Raw genomic sequence first — 21,513 nt, 5'->3', positions numbered from 1 at the left:
GTTATCGTAACGCATCAGCTATGACAGCGAGGAATAATTCTATATCATCCATATCGGTATAAATATGTGGGGAAACCCGAATACCATTGGCTCTGACGTCAACACTAATATTGTGGTGTTGTAACTTTTCGAGCACATCAGGTTGTTGATGTTGAAAATCTAAAATACATGTGCCCGATGCAGATTCTTGCTTTTTTGGCGACACACACCAAGCTGGCAAAGCGGCGTGAATTTTTTCTAATTGTGTGTAATTAAGCTGGCGTACCTGCTTAACCCCAATAGCGGCGAAATAAGCGATGCTTTGAGCTGCGATAGCATAAGGCAAAATCGAAGGTGTTCCTCCCCAAAACCGCAGCGCAGTTTTGTGAAATTCAAAGTGATGAATATCAAATTCAAATGGGTTGCAATGTGAAAACCAGCCGACGTCTTGAGGTGTGCAATGTAGTACTCGCTGCGCATTCACCCATATAAATGCCGCACCAGGTCCGCCACATAGCCATTTCACTGATGACCCAATGACAAAGTCGGCTTTCAATGTGCTTAAGTCTAATGGAATGACCCCAGCTGATTGTGCGCAATCAATTACATTAATACAGTTAAATTGTTGTGAAAGAACAAGGATATCCTGAATGGGGGCGCATTGACCAGTATTTGAATAAGCGTGACTGATAAAGACGAGATCAATGTCATAGTTGAGGTGATGCTGCCAGCAGCTGATATCAGTGAGGTCTGAGCCTTTGGGGATGAAGCGTAATTCGAGCTGGTGGTTCAGAGCATGCTGTAAGGCAAACGCCATACTAGGGAAGTCTTCTTCAGCCATAAGTATGGTAGGTCTTCGGGACTTGAAAGAAGGAATCGCGGTAATTATTTTACACAATGCGCTGGACAAATTCACTTGAGGGCAAAAGTCATTAGAGTGAGCATTAAATAACTGAGCTAATGCAGTTTGAAATTGTGTGATGACAGTCAGCCAGTGTAGCCAAGGATCACGGGTTGATTGTTGCCAAGGCTGAAAGAACTGTTGGTGTGCGATGTGTTCGGCCGTTTTTAGCGGCCGCCCTACTGAATGGCTAAGTAGATAGGGGTGATGATTCAAGGCAAAGTCTTGTTTATAGTCCATGGTGCTTACCGAGCAGCGCTTTTAATGTCTTGAGATCATCGAAGCGAGTTTTGATATCAGTTCGTGGGGCTGCTGTTCGGCGATCTCTGAGTTTTTCCAGTGCGTCAATTAAGGTTGGGAGTGCAGGACCGCTGGCGGTAAGTTTATCTAGGTGTTGAGCAGGTAAGGAGCAAGAAGGCTGGCTGATAAACTTATCGACGAGTTGATCATGATGCTCTGTAGCTGCTTGTCCATGAGCGTGACATAACCGTAAAAATAAACGCACGTTTTCTTGATACCAAGGTTGATGTGCACAGTGCTGATGTTGCAAAAATAGGTCAAGCATACTGGGGCGACGCATGCAGTCACGCAGTGTGGCTTGATCTTCAGGCATCATATATAAAAATTTATCCACTAACATTTGAGAGTAGGCTTTGTCATTGCCAGCGCAGAGCCCTGTGAGTAAATCAATTACATTAATTCCAGCAAAGTCACCGGCATTGGCTCCTCGGTAGACGACACTGCCAACCCGATACGGTTTGTAATACGGTCGGACGCAATAGAAAAAACGGTCAGCATCTAAGGTATGAAAGAGGGTTTGGTTGTGGGTTTGGACTGTTTTTATTGCGGCAATGGCGGTAAGGAGTAAGTCCGCGGTCGCAGGGTGTGATATTCCGAGAGGCTGAATTCTAATCAATGCATCAGCGGCCTGTTTATAGGCTAAAATCCCTTTAGTATTAAAGTCGATAAAAAGGCGTTCATCAGGTAAATGAGTAAAACGTTTATACTCCCCCTCAACAGCTTGGTTGTGTGTAGTTAAATGAGCAGTGGCAAAACGAGGAGTGACCCCAATAGAAGCGCCAATATGCATTGCTAATGTCGATGCCTCAATTAATGGAGAGTGAGTTTCTCTGGAGGGCTCGGTGATTTCATGGCGGCGACAGGCCGCCATATATAAACCCACATTCCCTAGTAAGTTAAAAGCCTGATCAAAGCCTTGATTCGTATTTCCTTCGGCCAATAAGTCATTGATAAAGTGCAGACCTTGCTGCACGAGAGCAAGCTTATGTTTTTCTCCGACAGATTCGACGTTTGCTCGATCGCTTTGTTGCCAATAAAGCTGTTCAAGTTCTGAATTGAGTTCGATAAAGTCATGACGGATCCAATTATCAAATAAATCACTGTGGGAAGTCATACAGTTATAGCTTTATTGCAAAGTATTTAATCAGCATAGCAGAGCTTATTAGAGAGTTTTTCACAATAAGGAAATTAAAATTTATCATTTGGCGTTCAAACACCTCAGCTATTAGAATGGGTGGTGTAACTAGGCACGGCAAGTCTTCACCGACAGAAGAGAATTTAACTGCAGAGGGGCGCTAGGATGAGCACCGTATTCCCTAAAATTATAAACATAACAGAGAAAAACAAAAATGAAACCTGATTGGTGGGCGAGCTTTATTGATTTGAAATCATCTCAAGGTGTTGAAATTAAAAGACAGAAGCTGGTTATGTATTTCTCTAGCTATATTGGGGGGCTCATTTTATTACTGTTTTCTTTACAGCATTTTGAAAATGAAAACAGCTTATTATTCTCTATTTTGTTGACCAGTGCGGCAATAGTTTTAAGTAATGTTGTGCTTTCTCACTTCCATCATTATTTCAAGTTGTCTGTATACATTACCGGGCTCGGGGTTTCTGGATTAGTTTTGGGCTTAGTGTTCACTGGCGGGCACGAAAATACAGCTTTATACTGGCTGTTTCCTTTTCCATTAGTGTATTTCATCTTATTTGGTTACCGGCTGGGACTGGCGATTAACTTAATTTTATTTATTGCTATTTTTCATCTTCTTTATCAGCCGATGTGGTTGGTTGCTGATTACCGTGTTGATGAAAAATCTCGGTTTATCGCTTCTTATTTAGTGACAATGTTTTTGGGGTTTGTTGCTGAATATTTTCGTTTTCGTAGCCACCAGGAATTATCATCGATTAATTTTCATCGCCAAAAACAAGCGAATATGGATCCTCTTACCAAGTTGCCCAATCGTCGTTTTCTTGATTCAGTCTATTTCAATAAAGTGAAAGCTGAGCACTCCAATAGTTTTCCAATGACGGTGATGATGGCGGATTTAGATTTTTTTAAGAAAGTAAATGACAACTATGGACACGATATAGGTGACAAGGTATTGATCCATGTTGCCGATTTGCTTAAATCCCATGTGAGGCATTTAGATGTGGTCGCCAGAGTTGGCGGAGAAGAGTTTTTAATACTATTACCCTACACGCACTTGTCTGATGCATTGAATGTGGCCGAAAAAATTCGCGTTTGTATCGCTGCTCACCCATTCCGATGCACAGAAGATAAAGCATGTTGTATTGATATCACAGTCAGCTTAGGAGTGGCAGAAGCTAAGACCGCTGAACAATTAAATCAGGCTATTTTGTCAGCAGATGAGCACTTGTATTTAGCAAAGCGACATGGTCGAAACTGTGTGAAGTCTCCCATTCACTAAATAAACGGGTTTATGGATGGAGCGATATTTTTGTGGAAACAGCTTGGCATCATTCTCGCCCTATCATTTCATCATAGGCGGTTTCGACTACAAGGTTTACTTGCTCAATTCCTTGAGTCATTAATACGTTTTCTGCTTCGCGCACCGAATTAAACTGTTTCGTTTTCCCATTGCTGTTTTGCAATAAAAAATAGTTGTGTTGTCTATCTTCAGCCCCAACCAGGTAATGGTTACTGTCGGCATAACTCAAAATAATGGCTTGGAATTGATTGTCTTGTAAAAATGACTTTAGTTGATGTATCAGCATAAAAACCTCCAATTTATTGCTTTTTATACGAACTGGAGGTTTATTCGATCATTTTAATGTGCAATCGATTTAATTTAGTTTAAAGCGGTGTATCGATGAGGATAAAGAGTGGGCTAATTGACTGACTTCTTCACTGGTCACTGTCATTCCCTTAGCCTGCTCGGCGTTTCCTTGCGCTGCCGTTTCGGTTTGCGCCATAGTCGAGGCAATATCGGTGCTGAAACCGAGTTGCTGTTGGGCTGCGACAGTGATGCTTTTACTCATTTGATCTATGGTGTGTAAGGCTGCTTCGATTTGCATAATCGCTTGATTTAATTCGACACTTTGTTCTGCACATTCAGTTGCTTGCATTTGCCCTTGATGGATAGCCTGTTGTGCGCCATCGGTTTCCTTTTGCAGGTTGGTGATCATCGCGTGGATTTCAGCGGTACTAGATTGTGTTCTTGAGGCTAAAGAGCGTACTTCGTCTGCCACTACAGCAAAGCCACGACCATGTTCACCTGCTCTGGCTGCTTCGATGGCCGCATTAAGGGCGAGTAAATTTGTTTGCTCAGCAATACTGCCGATAGTATCAAGAATGCTGCCAATGCTGTCACTATGATTGGCTAGACGATTCATTGTCGCAACGGTGGTTTTTAAATTGTCAGAAAGGGCATTAATTCTTTCGCTATTGGCACTGGCAATATTACGAACTTCTTGACTTGATTGAGACGCTGCTGATACATGCTGTGCGCTAGTGCTGGCTTCGTTATGTACCGTTTCAGAGCTATGTTGGATTTGCTCTGCTAAATGTTTGGCATTTTCAACACGGGTAATTTGCGCTGCTGCAGCTGTCGAAATGGTGAGGCTTTGCTCGCTTGATTGACTGGCTGATTGATCGAGCGTAATAGCGTTATGCTCAATTACCCCTAATAATTGAGTGAGGTCATCTGAGAGTTTATTAATATTTGAAATTAAATTACCGAACTCATCATTGCTTCTTTGCTCAAATCGCTGACGTAAATCGCCTGCTGCAATTTGACCTAACGCTTTGTTAACGAGCGCTAGCGGTCCCAGCATAGCCTTTGATGTCACATAAGAAATAAAACTGGCTAACGCGAGAAATACAATCGCGATGACAATAGCTAATGTTTCGCCACGACTGATGGCATTTTGTGCTGCAGCTTGGAGATTTTCAAAGCGCTGATTAGCGAGCTCATTCAGCTTATCAAGAAATTGGTAGCTAGCAGTAAAGTGCTGTTCTGCTTGAAAGTATGCTTGTTCGGCGTTGTCCTTTTGGAGTAATTTTTGCTGTTGCAGTTGATATAATTGACCCGGTTGAGCTAAAGCGTCTGTCAGCGTTTTCATGGCTAGCGTGAAGCGATTAAGTTGTTCCGCGGCATCCAGACCGGCCGCTTGTTGACCCAGATAATCGAAATTAGTTTGAATATTGCCCAGTAAAAATTGTACATCGGCCTGATGGGTGCGGAGTGTTTCGGCGTTTGCCAGTTGTGAGATTCCTCCAAGCGATGATGCGAGAGTAAATAATAAATCGTCGATGCGGATTCCTGTACCGATGACTTCATCTAATAGGCGAGCTTGCCCTTGCGGGTCGATGATTTCTAAATCTAACATGGCACTGCTAGCCTCAATTCGTGCTTGTTCGACCTTTTGGCTTAATTGAGAAAACTGGCCTTGTGCTGCTAGAGCCTGCAACTTAGCATCAAACATGTTTTTTGTATTACTGATATAGGTTTGATAGCTGGTGTGAGCTTGCTCTAGCTCATGACGCATTTGTTGTTGGTCTTGTACCCGAGTTAACAAGTCTTCTGTGTGATGGGTAAATGTTTGCTCGAGATTATTATATGTTTTTTGGCTTTGTGAAAGCGGGGCTTGATTGGATTGGGTGTAAGCAAGCGCTCCCAATTTAACCATTGTTAGCAGTTGGATTTGTAAGGCTTTGCTTTGATCTTGAACCGGAATAGCAATAGTTTTGACGTTATTATTCGCCTGACTTATTTGCCCTAAAGAAATATAAAAGAAACTGCTTGCAGCCACTAATAAAATGGCAATAGTACTAAAGCCAAGCGTGATTTTTTGCCGAATAGTTAATTGTATTGAGCTCATAATCGTTTCTTTAAATTATTGTTAATCTTCTATTTTGGGCAGCAATGATACGCTTTTTTTGAGCAAAAACTCAACTTTTACCCTTTGTACTATTATAGCAGGGTTATTCTGAAAGCTTGGCTCGCTATATTCGTGCTTCAATGTAATGATTTTCCGCACCCTTTTAGCGAATGTTCATTCAAGATTAGGCTGACATGTGTTGAAAATGTTTCTCCACTCATACTGTCTTTGCAAGGGCCTAAAGAGAGAGTCATAATTAACTGATCTTGTTTGTTTTTTGCTCGGTAAATGGTTTGAGTTTTGCTGGTTTGTATCTCTGCATTGGTAAAAAGATCAATTTGTTGGCCGTATTGTGTGGTCAGCGTAATATTTTGCTGCTGTTCAATAGTGAGGTGCCAAGCTGGCTCATTACCAACAGCCCTAAAGTCAGCACCGTTGAGTTTTGCAGCTTGCCAAATTGCTTCGCTTGGGTTGTTTTTACAGTCTTTATAGACAAAGTCACCAATAGAAAGCATTGCGTCGCCTTGATGCTGCCAAAACATCACGTTATCGCGTTGATACTTCACTCCTGAGCCACTTTTCATCCGAGGGAGTTTTAGAGTTTCTTGTGGTAAAAAGAGCCAGATATGATCGTTATCAGAATGTCGTGCAACAAATTCAATTTCAGGTGGGCACCGGTAGACATAAGTTGTGATGGGTGTGTTTACGGTATTTGTGTCATCTTGTTTTGGGCTGGTTTGACAGCCGAGTAAGGTTAGGCACAGTAATGCGAGTAAGAGTGTCAGATTACGAGATTTATTCATGGTGGATTCCTGTCGATTTGATAGGGGGTGTTCAAAAAGTGAGTTAGCTTACTGCTTACTAAATGTTCACTAAAGCTCGCTGATTATCAACGCTTTGTGTATCTGAAATATTTTCAATTATTGGAATATAGGCTTTTTATGGTTGGCGCAAGTTTATTTTCTTTGCTCGACGATATTGCTACATTGGTTGGCTCTTGCCATCCTCAATAAGGTGTATAGGTTTGTAGTTGGTTTAGTGGTTGTTACCTGCATCATGGGCTGTGCAAAAATGAAGGCTACTTGGTTTGTTAAGCTCTAATGCGCTTGTTTATAAAAGGAATTTTTAATTGGTAATTTGCTGACATACACTTGATTTAGGTCTAGTTTTAAACCTGTTGGACCAACAAATAGCGTAGGTGAAAATGAATATAACGTATGTCGGCATTGCAGTCGTGATTGGGTTTGCATTGGTTTATTTATATTTTCGAGCTGAAAATTATCGAAAAGAGCTGGCTACATATCGACGTAAAGCTGATAGTGCGTCAAAGGTGGGGCGTCGATTAGCACAACAAGTCCATGATTTTGCAAAAGCAGATTTTGTGCTCCTTAAAGAACGTTTTACACGAATTCAAACGGGCGGCTCACCCAATATCCAAACATTACGCTTTACGACTATTTTGTTTGAAGCTGCTGAACATGTGATTGCACAAACGAGTATGAATGACAAAACGGCTATCGAAGCGTTTAAAGAGTACGTTAATAAATCAGGTCAATATGGTTATGGTGATTTTAGCCAGTTTTTATCGCAAGAAAGTGAGCATAAACAACAGCTTTGGCAGCGAAATACCCTGCAAGATTACCTTCAATTGTGTAAAGCGTGCCTGCTGGATTTAGAGTCGTGAAAGAATCAGCTTGGTTGGCGAGCAACATGCTGCGGGACAAATAGTAATCACTGTGGTATGATGCCTAGCTAATTTGTCGGTTTGTTATGTAGGACACACTAAAAAATATCAGTAAAAAACGGGCTTTATGTAGTCCATCTCGTCTTTTATCGTCTACGTGTATCTTTTTTCCTTTCGTTTTTGCTTAGTAGCAAACGGACAAATTGTCTTTGCTTTTCAGTGCGTAACGAGTTATTGCGCCGTGTTAAGTCTTTCATTGATCTACGTGAGGTATGAATGGAACATAAAAAATTAAACTTAGTCGCCGCGCTAGTTGCAACAGCTTTAGGCACGTCACTTGTCGGTTGTGCTCACTCTCCATCCATAGATCCTTCACAACAAGAAATAATCAAAAGCCAAAATGATCAACGCCAATACCGTTATTTAGAATTAGATAATGGCCTAAGAGTGGTCTTAGTCTCAGACCACAAAGCAGATAAAGCCGCAGCATCACTCGATGTGCACATTGGCCATATGTCCGACCCTAAAGGCCGCGAAGGCTTATCGCACTTTTTAGAGCACATGCTTTTTTTAGGCACTAAAAAATACCCTAAAGTGGGTGAATATAACGAATATTTAAAAGAAAATGGCGGCTGGTCTAACGCAGGAACTGGGCAAGAACATACGAATTACTTTTTTGAAGTAAACGAAGATGCGTTTGATGAAGCATTGGACCGGTTTGCCCAATTTTTTATCTCGCCGACGTTAGATCCACAATATGTTGAGCGTGAAAAAAACGCGGTTGATTCAGAATACAATATGAAAATCAAAGATGATGCACGTCGTATTCGTGAAGTCCTTAAAGATACCTCAAATCAAGCGCATCCTGCGAGCCAGTTTTCTGTCGGCAATCTTGATACATTAGCGGATCGAGAGGGCAGCCTATTAATCGATGATTTAAAACAACAATACCAGACTTATTATTCGGCCAGTCGGATGGCATTATCTGTAGTTGCAAAAGAAGATTTAGACACACTAGAGGCCTCGGTTCGAGCGAAGTTTTCGCAAGTGCCCACAAATGGCACTGTGTCTGCTCCGTCACAAATGACGCCTTTTTTGCCTGAGCAGCTGGGTGTGAAAATCAATATTGAACCGATGAAAGATACCCGAGCGCTAACGTTGTATTTTCCTGTTCCAACGTCTCAGCAATACTTTAAAGAAAAGCCACTGACCTTAATCAGCGATTTACTGGCTAATGAAGGTTCAGGAAGTTTGTACAGTTATTTAAAGCACAAAGGGTTTATAGAGTCGTTAAATAGCTATTATTATGGCCCTGATGACTTTGAGCAGTTTACCGTAACGATGACGTTAACTGAGTTAGGGCTCGAGCAGTATGAAGAAATTACCCAGGCGATGTTTTCTTATTTACGTTTGATTGCAGAGCAAGGTTTAAAGCCATTGTATTTTGAAGAGCTCAAAGCGATAGCTAAAACAAACTTTGATTTCCAAGAAAAATATTCCGCCGCCAATACGGCCCGCAGTATCTCGTCGCAATTACAATATTTTGCTCCGAAATATGTACTGAGTTCAGATTATATTTATGAGCGTTTTTCAGCTGACTTAGTTAAAGAGTATTTGGCATATTTAACACCAGAGAATATGCGTCAAGTGTTGATCGCCAAAGGGTTAGAAACTAATAAAATTCAGCCTGAATACCATACACCGTATGCGATGGTGTCGTTAACTGAGCAGCAATTGAGCTACTATCAAAGTGATGCGATCAATCCAGCGTTCGCTTTACCCAAAGCGAATCCATTTATTGCGAAAAACTTAGCAATGAAACCACTCGATGCGCATAATGCCATTCCAGAAGTCGTGTTTGAGCAAGCGGGGTTTAAATTATGGCACAAGCAAGATAGTGAGTTTTTAGTCCCCAAAGCTTCCATCAATGTGCAAATTTACTCAGACCTTGCTGGGCTTGATGCAGGTTCTCGTGCGAAGAATTTTTTGTACAATGCCCTGTTAAAAGATAGCCTGAATGAGTTTGGTTACCCAGCAAAACAAGCTGGTTTGAACTACAACCTATGGTCGACAAACCAAGGAATGGGTTTTGGCGTCAATGGTTATGATGAAAAGCAAATCGACTTGTTAACAACAATCAATCAGCGCGTGCGCAATTTAACGATTGATCCAGCGGCATTTGAACTACATAAAAATAGATTAATCCGTGCCTGGGGTAATGCAAAATTTAATCGACCATATTCTCAAGGGTTATCTGTGCTTCGCGAAATTCAGCGCAATCAAATGTATTCACCCGATCAATTAGCGAGCGCCCTGACAGATGTTACCATCACGCAATTACAGTCGTATATTCATGCGTTTCATCAGGAAATTGAAGTCGAAGTGCTTGCACATGGTAATATTCAGCGCTCAGAATCTCTTGCGTTAGCCCAAGATCTCTATCAGTTTAATATGGCTCAAGCGACCCCTAAAATGCGTACTGCAAAAGAAGTGCGCGTAAACACAAGTGGCGACGCGCTAATCCGTGAACTAGATATTGACCACCCTGATTCATCTTTGATCATGAGTTATGTCAATCCAGATAAATCACTGTCAACTAAAGCACAGTATGCATTACTTGGTAGCATTATTAATGCGCCATTCTTTAAGTCAATTCGAACAGAGCAGCAGCTTGGATATATTGTAGCTGGCCGCGCAACCACTTTAGATGATTTATCGGGTTTGTACTTTTTAATTCAATCCCCGAAAGTCGGGCCGGTTGAGCTACAGCGCCGAGTCGAGTTGTTTTTTACGGAATTTAAGTTGCAACTAGCGCAAATGACAGCGCAGCAGTACGACGACTTTAAGCAGGGCTTGATTAAAGATTTATCGGCCAAAGATAAAAACCTCAATGAGCGCACGGCTCACTATTGGTCAGAAATTAATGCCAATGCCGTTAATTTTGATAGTGATGAACAGCTTATCACGCACGTAACAGCGTTAAAACAAGCTGATTTATTGCCAATGTTTGAAACGGCGACACAGCAGGTTAAACCGTTTGTGGTGCGCAGTTTTGGGCAAGTTCATCGTGATAGTGAGGATTTTAAAGTCAGCGAAAGGAGTCAAGGCATTTGCCGTGAAACAGGCTGTTTTGCGACTGGCTTAACGCGCAGTATTAAAATGTAAGCAGCACTAATAATCTTTTGTTTAAATATAAAAAAACCAGCTGAAGCTGGTTTTTTTATAGGATTAATAAGACTTACTTACCACGCATTGCATATGGAGCATCAGCAGCCATAAATGCAAAAATGGCATAGGCGGCAGCGTTTTGTTGCAACTTGTCTGGATCGACTTTATCTAAGGTATCATCAGCCGTGTGATGATAATCGAAGTAATCAGTACCATCTTGGTGTAAATCAAACACAGGAATCGATGTTGTCTTTTTTAATGGGATTAAATCAGGCCCACCACCGGCTTTATTTTTGCCAATATAGTCAATGTTTAGCGGGGCCAATTGTTTTGCTATTTCACGTACAATAGGCAATGAATTAGCTGAAACATTTGATTCAAATGCATACACTACATCGGCACCGAAGTCAGACTCAGCGGCTGCAACAATATTCGTCAGCTCTTTTTTATGTGCTTTTGCGTAATCTTTTGCACCCCACAGCCCGAGCTCTTCGGCTGCAAATAAAACAACCCGAATGCTCCGTTTTGGCCGTTTCACATCACTGATAAATTTGGCCGCTGCCATCGTAAGGGCAACGCCGGCGCCGTCATCGAGAGCGCCAGTGCCAAGATCCCATGAATCAAGGTGGCCACCAATGAGGACGTATTGCTCTGGTATATCAGAGCCATTAAATTGCCCTATAACATTAAAGCCACTGCCTTGACCAAGATCTTCAGCTTGTACATTGATATTCACAGTGACCGGTTTACCTAGTTCAATCAAACGTGCGACTTGGTCAGCATCAGGATTTGCAATCGCTACGGTCGGGATTTTCGCTGTGCCTTCTTGGTAATGGCTGCCACCGGTGTGGGCAAAGCGATGATGCGATGTGCTAACTGAGCGCATCATGTAACCAATAGCGCCTTTTTTAGCCGCTTCTACAGCACCAGAGTTTCGAGCTTGTACGGCGGGGCCATAGCCATTGCCATCGATATGGCGGTTCATACGGTAGTTAATAAAGACTATTTTATCTTTGGCAGCATTGTTTGGGGCGGCTTTTAGCTCTTCCAGCGTTTCAAAAATGATAACAGGTGCTGTGATACCTTCTTTGGGTGTGCTGACACTGTTGCCTAAAGCTGTTAAATGAAGCGGCTGCTCACTGGGAGACATGATCTTTCCTGATTCACTGTAGCGGCGCCAATCTGGGAAATGAGCTGGCTCTAGCCACACCTTATCAAAGCCTAAACTACTGAATTTTTCTTGCGCCCATTTTACTGCAAGCTTGTCATTTTCAGTGCCCGGATAACGGGGGCCGATTTCTGTCGTTAAAGAAGTTAATATTTCATAGGCGAGCGGGCTTTGCATGGCCTGATGGCGAATTTTCGCGACTTGGTCAAGCTGAGTTTGATTGAAAAGCGCTTCGGCTGAAGCGTGCAAACTGAGCCCTGTGAATGCGAGTGAAATCAGTAGTTTTTTCATTATTCCAATTCTTGCGATATCAAGGAGGGCAACATTTAAGCATTTATGAGTCAGGGACGCAAAGAGAAAGCGCTCAGTTGAGCACGAATATTTAACCTTGTTTTAATAAAAATTCAACGATTTGATTCATATCTAAATTGAAATCATCAGGACGAACGCCTTTAACAATATAGTCTTCATCACTGGTTAAATCGATGCTTTTGGCTGCTTGGTACCCTTTTTGATCGACATCGTAAAATGTTTTCACCATCGGCCGAGTCGGATCATCAGCATTGTGTTCTTCAATTATGGCCAGTTTATGTGAGTGTAATTCCACTAATGATCCAATTGGATACACCCCCATACACTTAATAAACTTATCGACCAGCTCAGAATCAAGGTGATTGAGTTTGGCGAGATTTCGTAAAATACTAAATGATTTAATGTGGCAGTAGCCTTCTTTATAGACGCGGTTTGCCGTAAGTGCATCAAAGATATCGCAAATCGATATCATTCGGCCGTATAACGTGATGTCATCAGCGCTGAGTTTGAAAGGATAGCCGTTACCATCGAGTTTTTCATGATGTTGCGCAGCGACGGTTAAGCTCAATTGGCTGACATTGGGCGTTTTTTCGATAGCCTCAATTGAATGATTTACATGAGTTTTCATTATTGCAAACTCATCATCAGTGAGCTTGCCAGGTTTATGAAGTATGTGACTGGGTATTTTGATTTTTCCGATGTCGTGTAAAAAGGCACCAACAGCCAGTTGGTGTGTGGTAGCGGCATCTATTCCTAAATAGCGCGCAAATATGCACATTAACACTGATACCGATACCGAGTGCTCTAATAAATAATGATCTTTCTCGCGGATGTTGATAACACAAGCCAGTGCGCTGGAGTTTTTAAATATCTCTTTCATGGCGGTTTCAGTGATATCTAACACTGGAGCCAGTTCGATTTCGCGACCGCTTTGCACATCATTAAATACTTTGGATGAAATGGCTTTCGAGTCGTCGAAGATCATCTTGGCGCGAAGGACATCGGCTTTGATTAATTGTTGGCGACGAGAGTTTTTATCTGACTTATCACTGGCTAAAGCGGGGCTGTTAAGGGAAGTTTGAGATAACGTTTTATCGGGATCAATTAATACTGTTTGTACGCCTTTGTTTGCGAGTTGATCGATCACATGCTGGCTTTTGATATGGCTCGGTTTAGCAAGATGATAATTCCCACTTTGCTGTACGATTTTGACAACATAATGGCCAACAGCCAATTCGCTAAGGTTTGTTTCTATCATTATTGCGTCACTGCTAGCCTTAAATAAAACCGGATTGAATAGAATGGCGATAGGTACATTAACCTAATTCAAGTTCACAACTAGTCATTAAGCAATAACTAATCAGCAATTAACTCTAAAACTGAGGTGTTGTAGCGTGGCGGAAACAAAAAAGCTCAGGTGCATTTGCAACTGAGCCTTATAAGATTAAATGGCGGAGAAGGAGGGATTCGAACCCTCGATAGGGCTACAAACCCTATACTCCCTTAGCAGGGGAGCGCCTTCGGCCACTCGGCCACCTCTCCGGCGTTTAATTTGTAGAATGTGGCGGAGAGATAGGGATTTGAACCCTAGATAGGCTACAAACCTATGCCGGTTTTCAAGACCGGTGCATTCGACCACTCTGCCATCTCTCCGTGGGTGAAGATAATACTTATCCTCTATGGGCATGTAAATAGTCAAAGCGACTGTTTGCTTAAACTTTGCACAAATAAAGTGATTTTATTGAATTTAATCAGTTTTATATTAAAAATCGAACGATGTGTGGTGATAGAAAAACAAGATAGGTAAAACGAATGCCAGCAAGTTGAAATCATGTCTGGCAAACGTCCATTAATCAACGAGCACTAAACGGTATCCAATGCCTCGTTTCGTTTCAATCATACTCTCACCTTTGCTTTCAATGGTGAGTTTTTTGCGTAATTTACCGATATAGACATCAACTACGTTGGTCATGGGGTCCATTTCCATGCCCCAAACGTTACTTAAGATACGCTCGCGGCTTAAGTATTTTCCTGTATTTGTCATTAATAACTCTAAGATGGCCATCTCTTTAACGGTGAGTGAAATTTCTTCATTATCCAAAGAGACTATGTAACTGGCGCGATCAAAATTTAGCGGACCAAATTCGAGGGTATCTGTATTTTTGATTTCGTTAGGCGTCCGCCGAGTCACAGCTTCAATTCTGGCTAGTAATTCATCGTATGCAAAGGGTTTCGTTACATAATCATCCGCCCCTAAACGTAAACCTTTGATAATATCTTGCGACTCATCCATGGCCGTTAGCATAATGATAGGCACTTGGTTTTTTTTGATGCGAAGTGCTTGGCAGACTTCGAGCCCATTTAAGCTTGGTAACATGATATCGAGCAAGATAAGCTGAAAGTCACCTTCTTGGGCTAATTCAAGGCCTTCTCGACCATCACAGGCTCGAACAATAAAATACCCTTCTGCGCGCAAGCCTCGCTCTAAAAAGCTCGCAACACGATCATCGTCTTCTACTAATAATATTCTCATGCTGTTTCTACACCTAAAATGGGCAACAATACTGTTGCAGTACAGCCTCGACCATGGCTATTGGGCTGTAGTGAAATATGGCCGCCATGACCATCAATAATGGCTTTAGCTACAGGTAATCCTAACCCTGAACCAGGGGTTTGACCACGATTACCACGATAAAAGCGTTCAAAAACTTGCTGCTGTTCTTCTTCTGGGATCCCCATACCTTGGTCTATAACCTTTATAACCATTAGCTCTTCTCGGATCAGTAAATGAATTTCAGTGCAACTGTGGCTGGGAGAATAAGCCAAGGCATTTTCTAATAAAATCATCATTACCTGACGTAAACGGCGTTCATCAGCATCAATAAACGCCTCTTGGCTAGCCAAAGATAGGGTGATTTTTTGCTGCTGAGTGCTGGCTTTGCGTTGGTAGACTTGCAGAATATCACTGAGCAGATTTTTTAAATCAAATTGATGAATGTTGAGTTTTAATTGACCTGCACTTGAGCGGGCAACCAACATTAAATCCTCAATTAAGGCTGTAGTATGTTGGACTTCATCAACCACACGTTGGAGGACTTCTTTATAGTCTGGTAATTGTGCAGACTGGCTGCGTAATAACACTTCTGATTCGCCACGAATAATGGTCAGAGGGGTGCGCAGCTCGTGACTAATATCGGCTAAAAATTGGCGGCGTTGCTGATCGACTAATGCCAGTTTTTGGTTTGAGTGCTCGAGATCGTGTGTCCGTTGTGCGACTTTTTCTTCAAGTGAGCGCTTCGCTTCATTTAATTGCGCTTGTTGGCTGGCTAATTGTGCGGCCATGCTGTTGAGGGCGTCACCTAAATATTGGAACTCGAAGTCACTCAAGGCATTAATTCGATGAGCGAGGTTGCCTTCGCTGTATTGACTGGTTGCGGTATGTAATTGTTTGGTCGCATCGTTAATACGACGCCAGAAATACCAAAACGTCATCAAAGTAAACAAGCTCATTGCTGCCAAAGCAGCAGCGAGTGCGCGATTGCTAAAGTGGTACAGTGTATTCACGTCGTTGCGAATTTGCTGAGCCAACGCTTGTTCTTGAGAAACAGCTTTATCGATTAATTGATTGAATTCAGCGTCGACATTTTGTTTTTGCAATAAATTAAACAGTTGGTTTGCATCGCTCAGTTTGTCTTGTGCGACCAATAATTTTATTTCGTTATTTGTATTGATGATTTGCTCGACTTTTTGGGTGATGAGATCGAGCATTTGTAGCTCTTTATTAGCGCTATCTAAATGACTGAGGGCGATTTTTTTTAATAAGTTATCTCGAACAGAAAATAATGCGGCTCGTAATTGCTGCTCGTTTTCTTCACGTAATTGTGGGGTTTGTACTCGACCTGTGCGCACGATTTCGCCCATGGCTATTAGCTTTTCGAGGCTTAACTTTGCGATTTCGGAGTATTGTGTGAGCACCTCGTGAGTGAGGTCTGATTGTTTGGCGTGTTTGCTGTAGCGCTCTGAACTATCAAAATATAGCCAGCCAATCAGGCAACTAAACAAAAAAATCACACTAAAAGCAAACAATAACTTGTGTGTGAGGCGACTATGGTGATGTTTTTTTTGTTTGGGCTTCAATCTTGGTTCCGCACATTAAATAAAAAACTCGTTACTGCATTAGTGCAATTTGGCGCAGTAACGAGTTGATGGGCAAGTAATAATTAGTTAAATGTTACTTCACCAGTAGCTACGTTATGCATTGCACCGACTACTTTTACTTTACCTTGTTTTACTAAATCAGCAATAACAGGGCTGCGATCTAAAATGTTTTGTACTGTTAACTCAACATTTTTATCGGCAACAGCTTGTACGAATGCTTTGTTTTTAGAGCTGCGTACACCTGGGATGTCGGTTGTTGCGTAAATTGCAGGTGCAATGTTGCTAAGAGTGTGAGTTAAGTTACCTAACTCAACATTGTCACATGCGCCTTTAACTGCGCCACATTCAGTGTGGCCTAAAACAACAATCACCTTTGAGCCCGCGACTGCTGTTGCAAATTCAACACTCCCAAGAATGTCAGTATTTACAAAGTTACCTGCGATACGTGCAGAGAAGATATCACCAATGCCTGCATCGAACACTAATTCATGTGGTACACGCGAATCGATACAACCAATAACAGTCGCATATGGGTATTGGCCGGCACCTGTTGCTGCAACTTGTTTTGCTAAATCACGCTCTACCATTGAACCTGAAACAAAACGCTTATTGCCGTCTTTTAACATTTGTAGCGCTTGATCCGGTGAGATTGCGCTTTGTGAAGCGGCTGTTTGTGCAGGAACTGCAGCAACAGTGCTAAATGATGAAATCGATAAACCTAACCCTAGGCTTGCCGCTAAAACAAGTTTATTAAAAGACATGGTGTGTTCCCCGTTGTGTAACTTTGTATTAAAAAATTAGGTGCGTTCCTGTCCCCTGAAAATACCCCTCAAAATCAATGTGTATATGGGATACATCTACGCATTGAAAATGAGAGGTAATACAGGAACGCGGCAAAAGTATATGACCAAGATGTAAATATAGCTTGTTGAAAGTATTAAAATTTATTAATGGCAAAGTAAACTTATCTTAAATGATCGAGATAAAGTACCTTTTATGGGTCTTTGTTGTGCGAAATGACATAAACTTATAAGCGCAATTGTGAGATTCTATTTATTGATTTTGGACGAGTTAGTCCTTAAATAAAATAATGATGATGTAACCTGTGGAGTATGTGGTGAATGATCGCTGTGGTTGGGTGCGGATTATTCACTCACACGAGATTACATCGTCAAGAAAAGTAATTTTGGTATTACTTTTTATTTGTATTTTACAGCATTCGCCAAAGCAAGCTTTCTACCATAACTATTTAATTTTAAAATTAACTTGGCACGTTTGCTATTGCTTTTAGTTACTTGGTTGATACCTTGATCTTGCGCATTTATATTCATTGATGTCATTACTTTTCTCATATTGGTTGGTTAACTTGTTGACTATTTTGCACACAAGTTCATTGCATTACTAATGAGAATATTTACTTTTTAGGTATTAGAAAATCTAATGATTTTTCGGGTGGTTTGTTAGGTGAATAATTAACGTTTTTTTATGAATAAAAGTCTGTTTTTAAGCTTTAAAACTGCATAAGTAAATCTCTACTCAATAAAAGAGGTCGCATTTGTTACATAACTCGGTATGCTAAAAATGTTTTATTACTGGCTAAGAAATCTAATCGAGTGCAGGCTGAACTTTATTTAATTGTCACAACCCCATTTTATCATGCCCGAAAACGGCATTTACTTAATTGGTTATGCGATGAATTATCAGTGAGGAAGTTGAGTTATTTGCTTTATGAAACTCACTCTGAGCTAAGTGAAAATCAGCGCTATTTTTCTCAACATTTACCTCGTTGTTGTAAAGTGGTGGCTTTAGGGGGGGATGGCACCCTTCATCTTGCAATTAACGCAATGGCTGGTTTTAATGTACCTTTGGCGCTGCTTCCTTGTGGTACAGGCAATGACTTTGCCCGAGGATTAGGTTGGTCTTTGGCCGAATTTAAACAAGCTGTTTTTTCTGAACAGTTTCAATTCATTGATCTTGGTGTGATAAATCAACGGCGATTTATTAATATTGCGGGGGTTGGCTTTGATGGCGCGGTGGTAGCGAGCCAAGGGGGTTATCAGCGGACAGCATGGCCTAAATTTCACTATTTACGGTTGGCATTAAAACAGCTTACTGTTTATAAGGGGGTAAGTATCATCCTCAAGTTAATGGATAAACAATATCGTTATCGTAATTTCATGACGGTGTTTGCGAATGGCCGATATTTTGCTGGCGGCATGAAAATAGCACCGTTAGCAGATCTATCGAACGGGTATATGCATTGTGTGATGATTGAAGAGCTGAGCGTTGTGAAAAAAATACTCTATTTAATGAAAGTGTATTTTGGTGCTCATTTGCGCGCACGTGCAGTTAAAACATGCGATGCAACTATGTTTAAAATCGATGCTGCAGGATTGGCTATAGAGGCCGATGGTGAATTTGTTGGGTTACCCCCGCCACAATTACAGTTATTGCTCATGGTCTTAAATTGCAGATACCGTAAAAAAGGGCCGAAGCCCTTTTGGTTAATGCACTTTTATGGCATTCACTGGGGATGAGCCTAAGAGTGCTTTGAGTTTGTTAACCGGAGTTAGCACAATTGCATTGCCTAATAACACGCAGCTGAAGCCGAGAATCGTATTCGTCGTCCAGATAAACCCTTCAAAATAGGTGCTTAATACCACGGCCACAAGTGGAAAAAGCACAATCACATAACTGGCTTTTTCAGGCCCTATTTCTTTGAGTAACGCAAAGTAGCAGCCAAAAGCAATTACAGTGCCAAACACAGACAAATAAACAAGTGAAATAAGATAGCTCGGGGTCGTTGGGAGTGATACCTGAGCACCGCTGAGAGTGATATAAATCATTAATAAAACAGCACTATAAAACATCCCCCAGGCATTCCCTTGCAACACTGGAATGTGAGCATGTGAATTGCGAACACTGATCATGTTGCCAAGTGATGCGGCAAATGTGCCAGCCAGTGATAAAAGTAACCCGATCACTGCGCCATTCGAAAGCGTTAAATCAGCCAGATCAGCCCAAAACAGTACGACGATCCCAATTACACCCAAGCACGCACCTAAATAAATTCTCAGCGCAATGGGTTTGCCAAAAAAGATCCGTGTATTAATGATGTTCATCAATAACAGTAGTGAAAATGCAATAGAGGTCATGGCTGAAGTTAAGTATGCTTGTGCCCAGTATAGGATTAAATAATTTGCACCAAAGTTAAATACTGCAAGCAGGACAAAGAAGCCATGCTGTTTGAGTGGGTAACGCATGGGCAGTTTTTTGATTGTGCAAAATATCCACATCAACGCAGCCGCGAGTGCAAATCGGTAAAATAACGACACTTCAACAGCAACGTCACCGAGTTGGAACTCAATCGCGAACCAAGTTGAGCCCCAAATCAGGACTGTAACAAGGTAGAGCAAAGTCGTTTTCATAACGTAATTTATCTTTTCAGGGGAGATGGTGGGAAGTTTACCGTTTTTGTGTATAGTTAACATATACAGATAAATGAAAATGTGACCTATACAGATTTGTGCTTATGTCGACTATTGTTAATCGTGAAAAAACAGAATTCTTATACCAGCAAGTGGCCCAGCTCATTCGTGAAATGAAAGCACAAAATACCTTGCAGGCAGGGCAAAAACTGCCTTCTTTACGCAATATGGCCGCAAAATTAAATGTCAGTATTCCAACCGTAAAACAAGCTTATTTAGAATTAGAGCACCAAGGTTTGATAGAGGCTAAGTCAAAATCTGGGTATTTTCTAAAAGCGATGGATTCACAGTTTGAAAAACCAAAACGGCGCCGCTTATCTTCGCATCCCATTGCTGTCAATAAACAATCTCTGATTGAGCAAGTCTATGAAGCAATACATCGTAGAGGTGTTGTGCCTTTTGGTATCGCCAATCCGATCGCGGCCTGCTCAACCGACAAAGCATTAGCGCGTACGATGCGTAGAGTGATGACGATGTCAGGGCATCAAGGCATTAATTATGGTGCAATGGATGGGTTTGCCCCATTAAAAAAGCAACTTATCTATCGATATTTAGATGTCGGTATTGGCGTGGATTTTAATGAGCTAATTATCACGAATGGAGCACAAGAAGCCCTTGCGATTGCGTTGCAATGTGTCGCAAAGCCAGGAGATGTGATTGCAATTGAATCGCCGACTTACTTTGGCATCATAGAGCTAATTGAAAACCTTGGGCTCAAAGCGATTGAGATTCCAATTTGTAGTGAAAAAGGGATTTGGCTTGAGGATTTAAGCAATGCATTGCAGCAACACGCTATTACTGCTTGTGTTTTTTCCACAGCTTTGAATAATCCCGTTGGGTCGTTGATGCCAGAGCAAAAACGTGCTGATTTAGTTGCATTGTTAGAATCCCATGATGTGGTATTGATTGAAGATGATGTCTATGGTGATTTGTATTTTAATGGCCCGCGAGGTAAACCAGCTCAATATTACAGTAAAAAAGGCTTGGTTATTTCGTGTGCTTCGTTTTCTAAAACAGCCGCTCCGAGTTATCGCATCGGCTGGTTAATTGCAGGTCGATATGCACAAAAAGCACTAGGATTAAAACGGGCGTTTAGCTGCTCTTCGCCATTATTAAATCAATGGACATTGTCTGAATTTTTAGCCAGCGGTGAATACGATCGAAACTTGGTTAAGCTGCGGCAAATCTTACGTTCAAATAAAGAACGAATGATTCATTTTGTATTGAAACATTTCCCAGTAGGAACCTGTGTCAGCGATCCTCAAGGAGGATGTGTACTGTGGGTGGAGCTACCCGCGGGCATTGATGCGACAGGGTTATTTCATCTGGCGCTCGCACACAACATAAGTATTACACCTGGGAGTATTTTTTCGGCCAGTAATAAATATCAACGCTGTGTTCGCTTGAGTTATGGTTTACCATGGCACGTAGGCATTGAGCAGGCACTGGTGACGCTTGGTGGACTTGCTGCATCATTACAAATTAAAAAGCAATCGGCCACGTAATGTGGCCG

Annotated in this window: 17 protein-coding genes and 2 tRNA genes; 5 read left to right on the top strand and 14 right to left on the bottom strand. The window is 41.6% G+C overall.

All coding sequences use genetic code 11. From position 1 onward, the window contains the following. Nucleotide 1: 1 nt before the first annotated feature. Both AC3KVK_RS15755 and AC3KVK_RS15750 read right to left on the bottom strand, forming a co-directional pair. Nucleotides 2-1,120: an aminotransferase class V-fold PLP-dependent enzyme gene (locus tag AC3KVK_RS15755; protein ID WP_490311426.1), complete on the bottom strand. Its 1,119-nt coding sequence runs from the start codon at nt 1,118-1,120 to the stop codon at nt 2-4. Continuing rightward, the gene (locus AC3KVK_RS15750) at nt 1,110-2,294 is read right to left on the bottom strand and encodes a PrnB family protein (RefSeq protein WP_490311427.1); all 1,185 of its coding nucleotides are present in this window, start codon (nt 2,292-2,294) and stop codon (nt 1,110-1,112) included. The genes AC3KVK_RS15755 and AC3KVK_RS15750 overlap by 11 nt, the downstream gene beginning before the upstream one ends. Before the next feature lie 235 nt (nt 2,295-2,529). Here AC3KVK_RS15750 and AC3KVK_RS15745 point away from each other — a divergent pair, with 235 nt between their 5' ends. Then, nucleotides 2,530-3,609: a GGDEF domain-containing protein gene (locus AC3KVK_RS15745; RefSeq protein ID WP_490311428.1), complete on the top strand. Its 1,080-nt coding sequence runs from the start codon at nt 2,530-2,532 to the stop codon at nt 3,607-3,609. A 49-nt stretch (nt 3,610-3,658) separates the two neighbouring features. Here AC3KVK_RS15745 and AC3KVK_RS15740 read toward each other — a convergent pair whose 3' ends face one another. The 3 genes from AC3KVK_RS15740 to AC3KVK_RS15730 form a co-directional block, all read right to left on the bottom strand. Then, entirely contained in the window at nt 3,659-3,916 is a 258-nt protein-coding gene (locus AC3KVK_RS15740; RefSeq protein WP_490311429.1) for a DUF6482 family protein, read from the bottom strand. 69 nt (nt 3,917-3,985) lie between these two features. Then, the gene (locus AC3KVK_RS15735) at nt 3,986-6,022 is read right to left on the bottom strand and encodes a methyl-accepting chemotaxis protein (RefSeq protein WP_490311430.1); all 2,037 of its coding nucleotides are present in this window, start codon (nt 6,020-6,022) and stop codon (nt 3,986-3,988) included. 137 nt (nt 6,023-6,159) lie between these two features. Further along, a complete protein-coding gene (locus tag AC3KVK_RS15730; RefSeq protein WP_490311431.1) occupies nt 6,160-6,825 on the bottom strand; it encodes an MliC family protein in 666 nt (221 codons plus the stop codon). A 401-nt stretch (nt 6,826-7,226) separates the two neighbouring features. Between AC3KVK_RS15730 and AC3KVK_RS15725 the strand changes: the two genes are divergently transcribed. Both AC3KVK_RS15725 and AC3KVK_RS15720 read left to right on the top strand, forming a co-directional pair. Next, nucleotides 7,227-7,706 (top strand): hypothetical protein, encoded by a 480-nt coding sequence (locus AC3KVK_RS15725; protein ID WP_490311432.1) that lies wholly within the window; start codon nt 7,227-7,229, stop codon nt 7,704-7,706. Nucleotides 7,707-7,982: 276 nt separating this feature from the next. After that, nucleotides 7,983-10,871 carry an insulinase family protein gene (locus AC3KVK_RS15720; RefSeq protein ID WP_490311433.1) on the top strand — a complete coding sequence of 963 codons (2,889 nt, stop codon included), beginning with the start codon at nt 7,983-7,985 and terminating at the stop codon, nt 10,869-10,871. Between the two features lie 73 nt (nt 10,872-10,944). Here the strand turns inward: AC3KVK_RS15720 and AC3KVK_RS15715 are convergent, their stop codons facing one another. From AC3KVK_RS15715 to AC3KVK_RS15680, 8 genes are all read right to left on the bottom strand, one after another. After that, complete coding sequence (locus AC3KVK_RS15715; protein ID WP_490311434.1) at nt 10,945-12,333, bottom strand: M28 family peptidase; 1,389 nt, start codon at nt 12,331-12,333, stop codon at nt 10,945-10,947. A 91-nt stretch (nt 12,334-12,424) separates the two neighbouring features. Next, complete coding sequence (locus AC3KVK_RS15710) at nt 12,425-13,612, bottom strand: cyclic di-GMP phosphodiesterase (protein WP_490311435.1); 1,188 nt, start codon at nt 13,610-13,612, stop codon at nt 12,425-12,427. Between the two features lie 191 nt (nt 13,613-13,803). Continuing rightward, nucleotides 13,804-13,896 (bottom strand) — tRNA-Ser (locus tag AC3KVK_RS15705). A gap of 20 nt (nt 13,897-13,916) precedes the next feature. Continuing rightward, a tRNA-Ser gene (locus AC3KVK_RS15700) sits at nt 13,917-14,007 on the bottom strand. A gap of 196 nt (nt 14,008-14,203) precedes the next feature. After that, the gene (locus AC3KVK_RS15695) at nt 14,204-14,887 is read right to left on the bottom strand and encodes a response regulator transcription factor (protein WP_490311436.1); all 684 of its coding nucleotides are present in this window, start codon (nt 14,885-14,887) and stop codon (nt 14,204-14,206) included. Continuing rightward, on the bottom strand, nt 14,884-16,491 hold the full coding sequence (locus tag AC3KVK_RS15690) for an ATP-binding protein (protein ID WP_490311437.1): 1,608 nt from the start codon (nt 16,489-16,491) through the stop codon (nt 14,884-14,886). Before AC3KVK_RS15690 ends, AC3KVK_RS15695 begins: the two co-directional genes overlap by 4 nt. 83 nt (nt 16,492-16,574) lie before the next feature. After that, entirely contained in the window at nt 16,575-17,273 is a 699-nt protein-coding gene (locus tag AC3KVK_RS15685) for a carbonic anhydrase family protein (RefSeq protein WP_490311438.1), read from the bottom strand. Nucleotides 17,274-17,711: 438 nt separating this feature from the next. After that, nucleotides 17,712-17,852 (bottom strand): hypothetical protein, encoded by a 141-nt coding sequence (locus AC3KVK_RS15680; protein ID WP_490311439.1) that lies wholly within the window; start codon nt 17,850-17,852, stop codon nt 17,712-17,714. A 273-nt stretch (nt 17,853-18,125) separates the two neighbouring features. On the opposite strand from AC3KVK_RS15680, the gene AC3KVK_RS15675 reads away from it, so the two are divergent. Then, nucleotides 18,126-19,049 (top strand): diacylglycerol/lipid kinase family protein, encoded by a 924-nt coding sequence (locus tag AC3KVK_RS15675; protein WP_490311440.1) that lies wholly within the window; start codon nt 18,126-18,128, stop codon nt 19,047-19,049. Here AC3KVK_RS15675 and AC3KVK_RS15670 read toward each other — a convergent pair. Further along, complete coding sequence (locus AC3KVK_RS15670; protein ID WP_490311441.1) at nt 19,017-19,940, bottom strand: DMT family transporter; 924 nt, start codon at nt 19,938-19,940, stop codon at nt 19,017-19,019. The genes AC3KVK_RS15675 and AC3KVK_RS15670 overlap by 33 nt on opposite strands. Nucleotides 19,941-20,044: 104 nt before the next feature. Here AC3KVK_RS15670 and AC3KVK_RS15665 point away from each other — a divergent pair, with 104 nt between their 5' ends. Further along, the gene (locus AC3KVK_RS15665) at nt 20,045-21,505 is read left to right on the top strand and encodes an aminotransferase-like domain-containing protein (protein WP_490311442.1); all 1,461 of its coding nucleotides are present in this window, start codon (nt 20,045-20,047) and stop codon (nt 21,503-21,505) included. The last annotated feature ends 8 nt before the right edge of the window (nt 21,506-21,513 follow it).

The sequence above is a fragment of the Pseudoalteromonas sp. J2K-J979 genome, assembly GCF_058169715.2.
This window is presented reverse-complemented; position numbering and strand designations above follow the sequence as displayed.

What these genes read in the sequence shown, in the direction of transcription:
- AC3KVK_RS15740 (WP_490311429.1), bottom strand. Translation starts at nt 3,916, where the DNA reads ATGCTGATACATCAACTAAAGTCATTTTTACAAGACAATCAATTCCAA.
- AC3KVK_RS15715 (WP_490311434.1), bottom strand. Translation starts at nt 12,333, where the DNA reads ATGAAAAAACTACTGATTTCACTCGCATTCACAGGGCTCAGTTTGCAC.
- AC3KVK_RS15680 (WP_490311439.1), bottom strand. Translation starts at nt 17,852, where the DNA reads ATGACATCAATGAATATAAATGCGCAAGATCAAGGTATCAACCAAGTA.
- AC3KVK_RS15730 (WP_490311431.1), bottom strand. Translation starts at nt 6,825, where the DNA reads ATGAATAAATCTCGTAATCTGACACTCTTACTCGCATTACTGTGCCTA.
- AC3KVK_RS15745 (WP_490311428.1), top strand. Translation starts at nt 2,530, where the DNA reads ATGAAACCTGATTGGTGGGCGAGCTTTATTGATTTGAAATCATCTCAA.
- AC3KVK_RS15670 (WP_490311441.1), bottom strand. Translation starts at nt 19,940, where the DNA reads ATGAAAACGACTTTGCTCTACCTTGTTACAGTCCTGATTTGGGGCTCA.
- AC3KVK_RS15685 (WP_490311438.1), bottom strand. Translation starts at nt 17,273, where the DNA reads ATGTCTTTTAATAAACTTGTTTTAGCGGCAAGCCTAGGGTTAGGTTTA.
- AC3KVK_RS15735 (WP_490311430.1), bottom strand. Translation starts at nt 6,022, where the DNA reads ATGAGCTCAATACAATTAACTATTCGGCAAAAAATCACGCTTGGCTTT.
- AC3KVK_RS15750 (WP_490311427.1), bottom strand. Translation starts at nt 2,294, where the DNA reads ATGACTTCCCACAGTGATTTATTTGATAATTGGATCCGTCATGACTTT.
- AC3KVK_RS15695 (WP_490311436.1), bottom strand. Translation starts at nt 14,887, where the DNA reads ATGAGAATATTATTAGTAGAAGACGATGATCGTGTTGCGAGCTTTTTA.
- AC3KVK_RS15710 (WP_490311435.1), bottom strand. Translation starts at nt 13,612, where the DNA reads ATGATAGAAACAAACCTTAGCGAATTGGCTGTTGGCCATTATGTTGTC.
- AC3KVK_RS15725 (WP_490311432.1), top strand. Translation starts at nt 7,227, where the DNA reads ATGAATATAACGTATGTCGGCATTGCAGTCGTGATTGGGTTTGCATTG.
- AC3KVK_RS15665 (WP_490311442.1), top strand. Translation starts at nt 20,045, where the DNA reads ATGTCGACTATTGTTAATCGTGAAAAAACAGAATTCTTATACCAGCAA.
- AC3KVK_RS15720 (WP_490311433.1), top strand. Translation starts at nt 7,983, where the DNA reads ATGGAACATAAAAAATTAAACTTAGTCGCCGCGCTAGTTGCAACAGCT.
- AC3KVK_RS15755 (WP_490311426.1), bottom strand. Translation starts at nt 1,120, where the DNA reads ATGGACTATAAACAAGACTTTGCCTTGAATCATCACCCCTATCTACTT.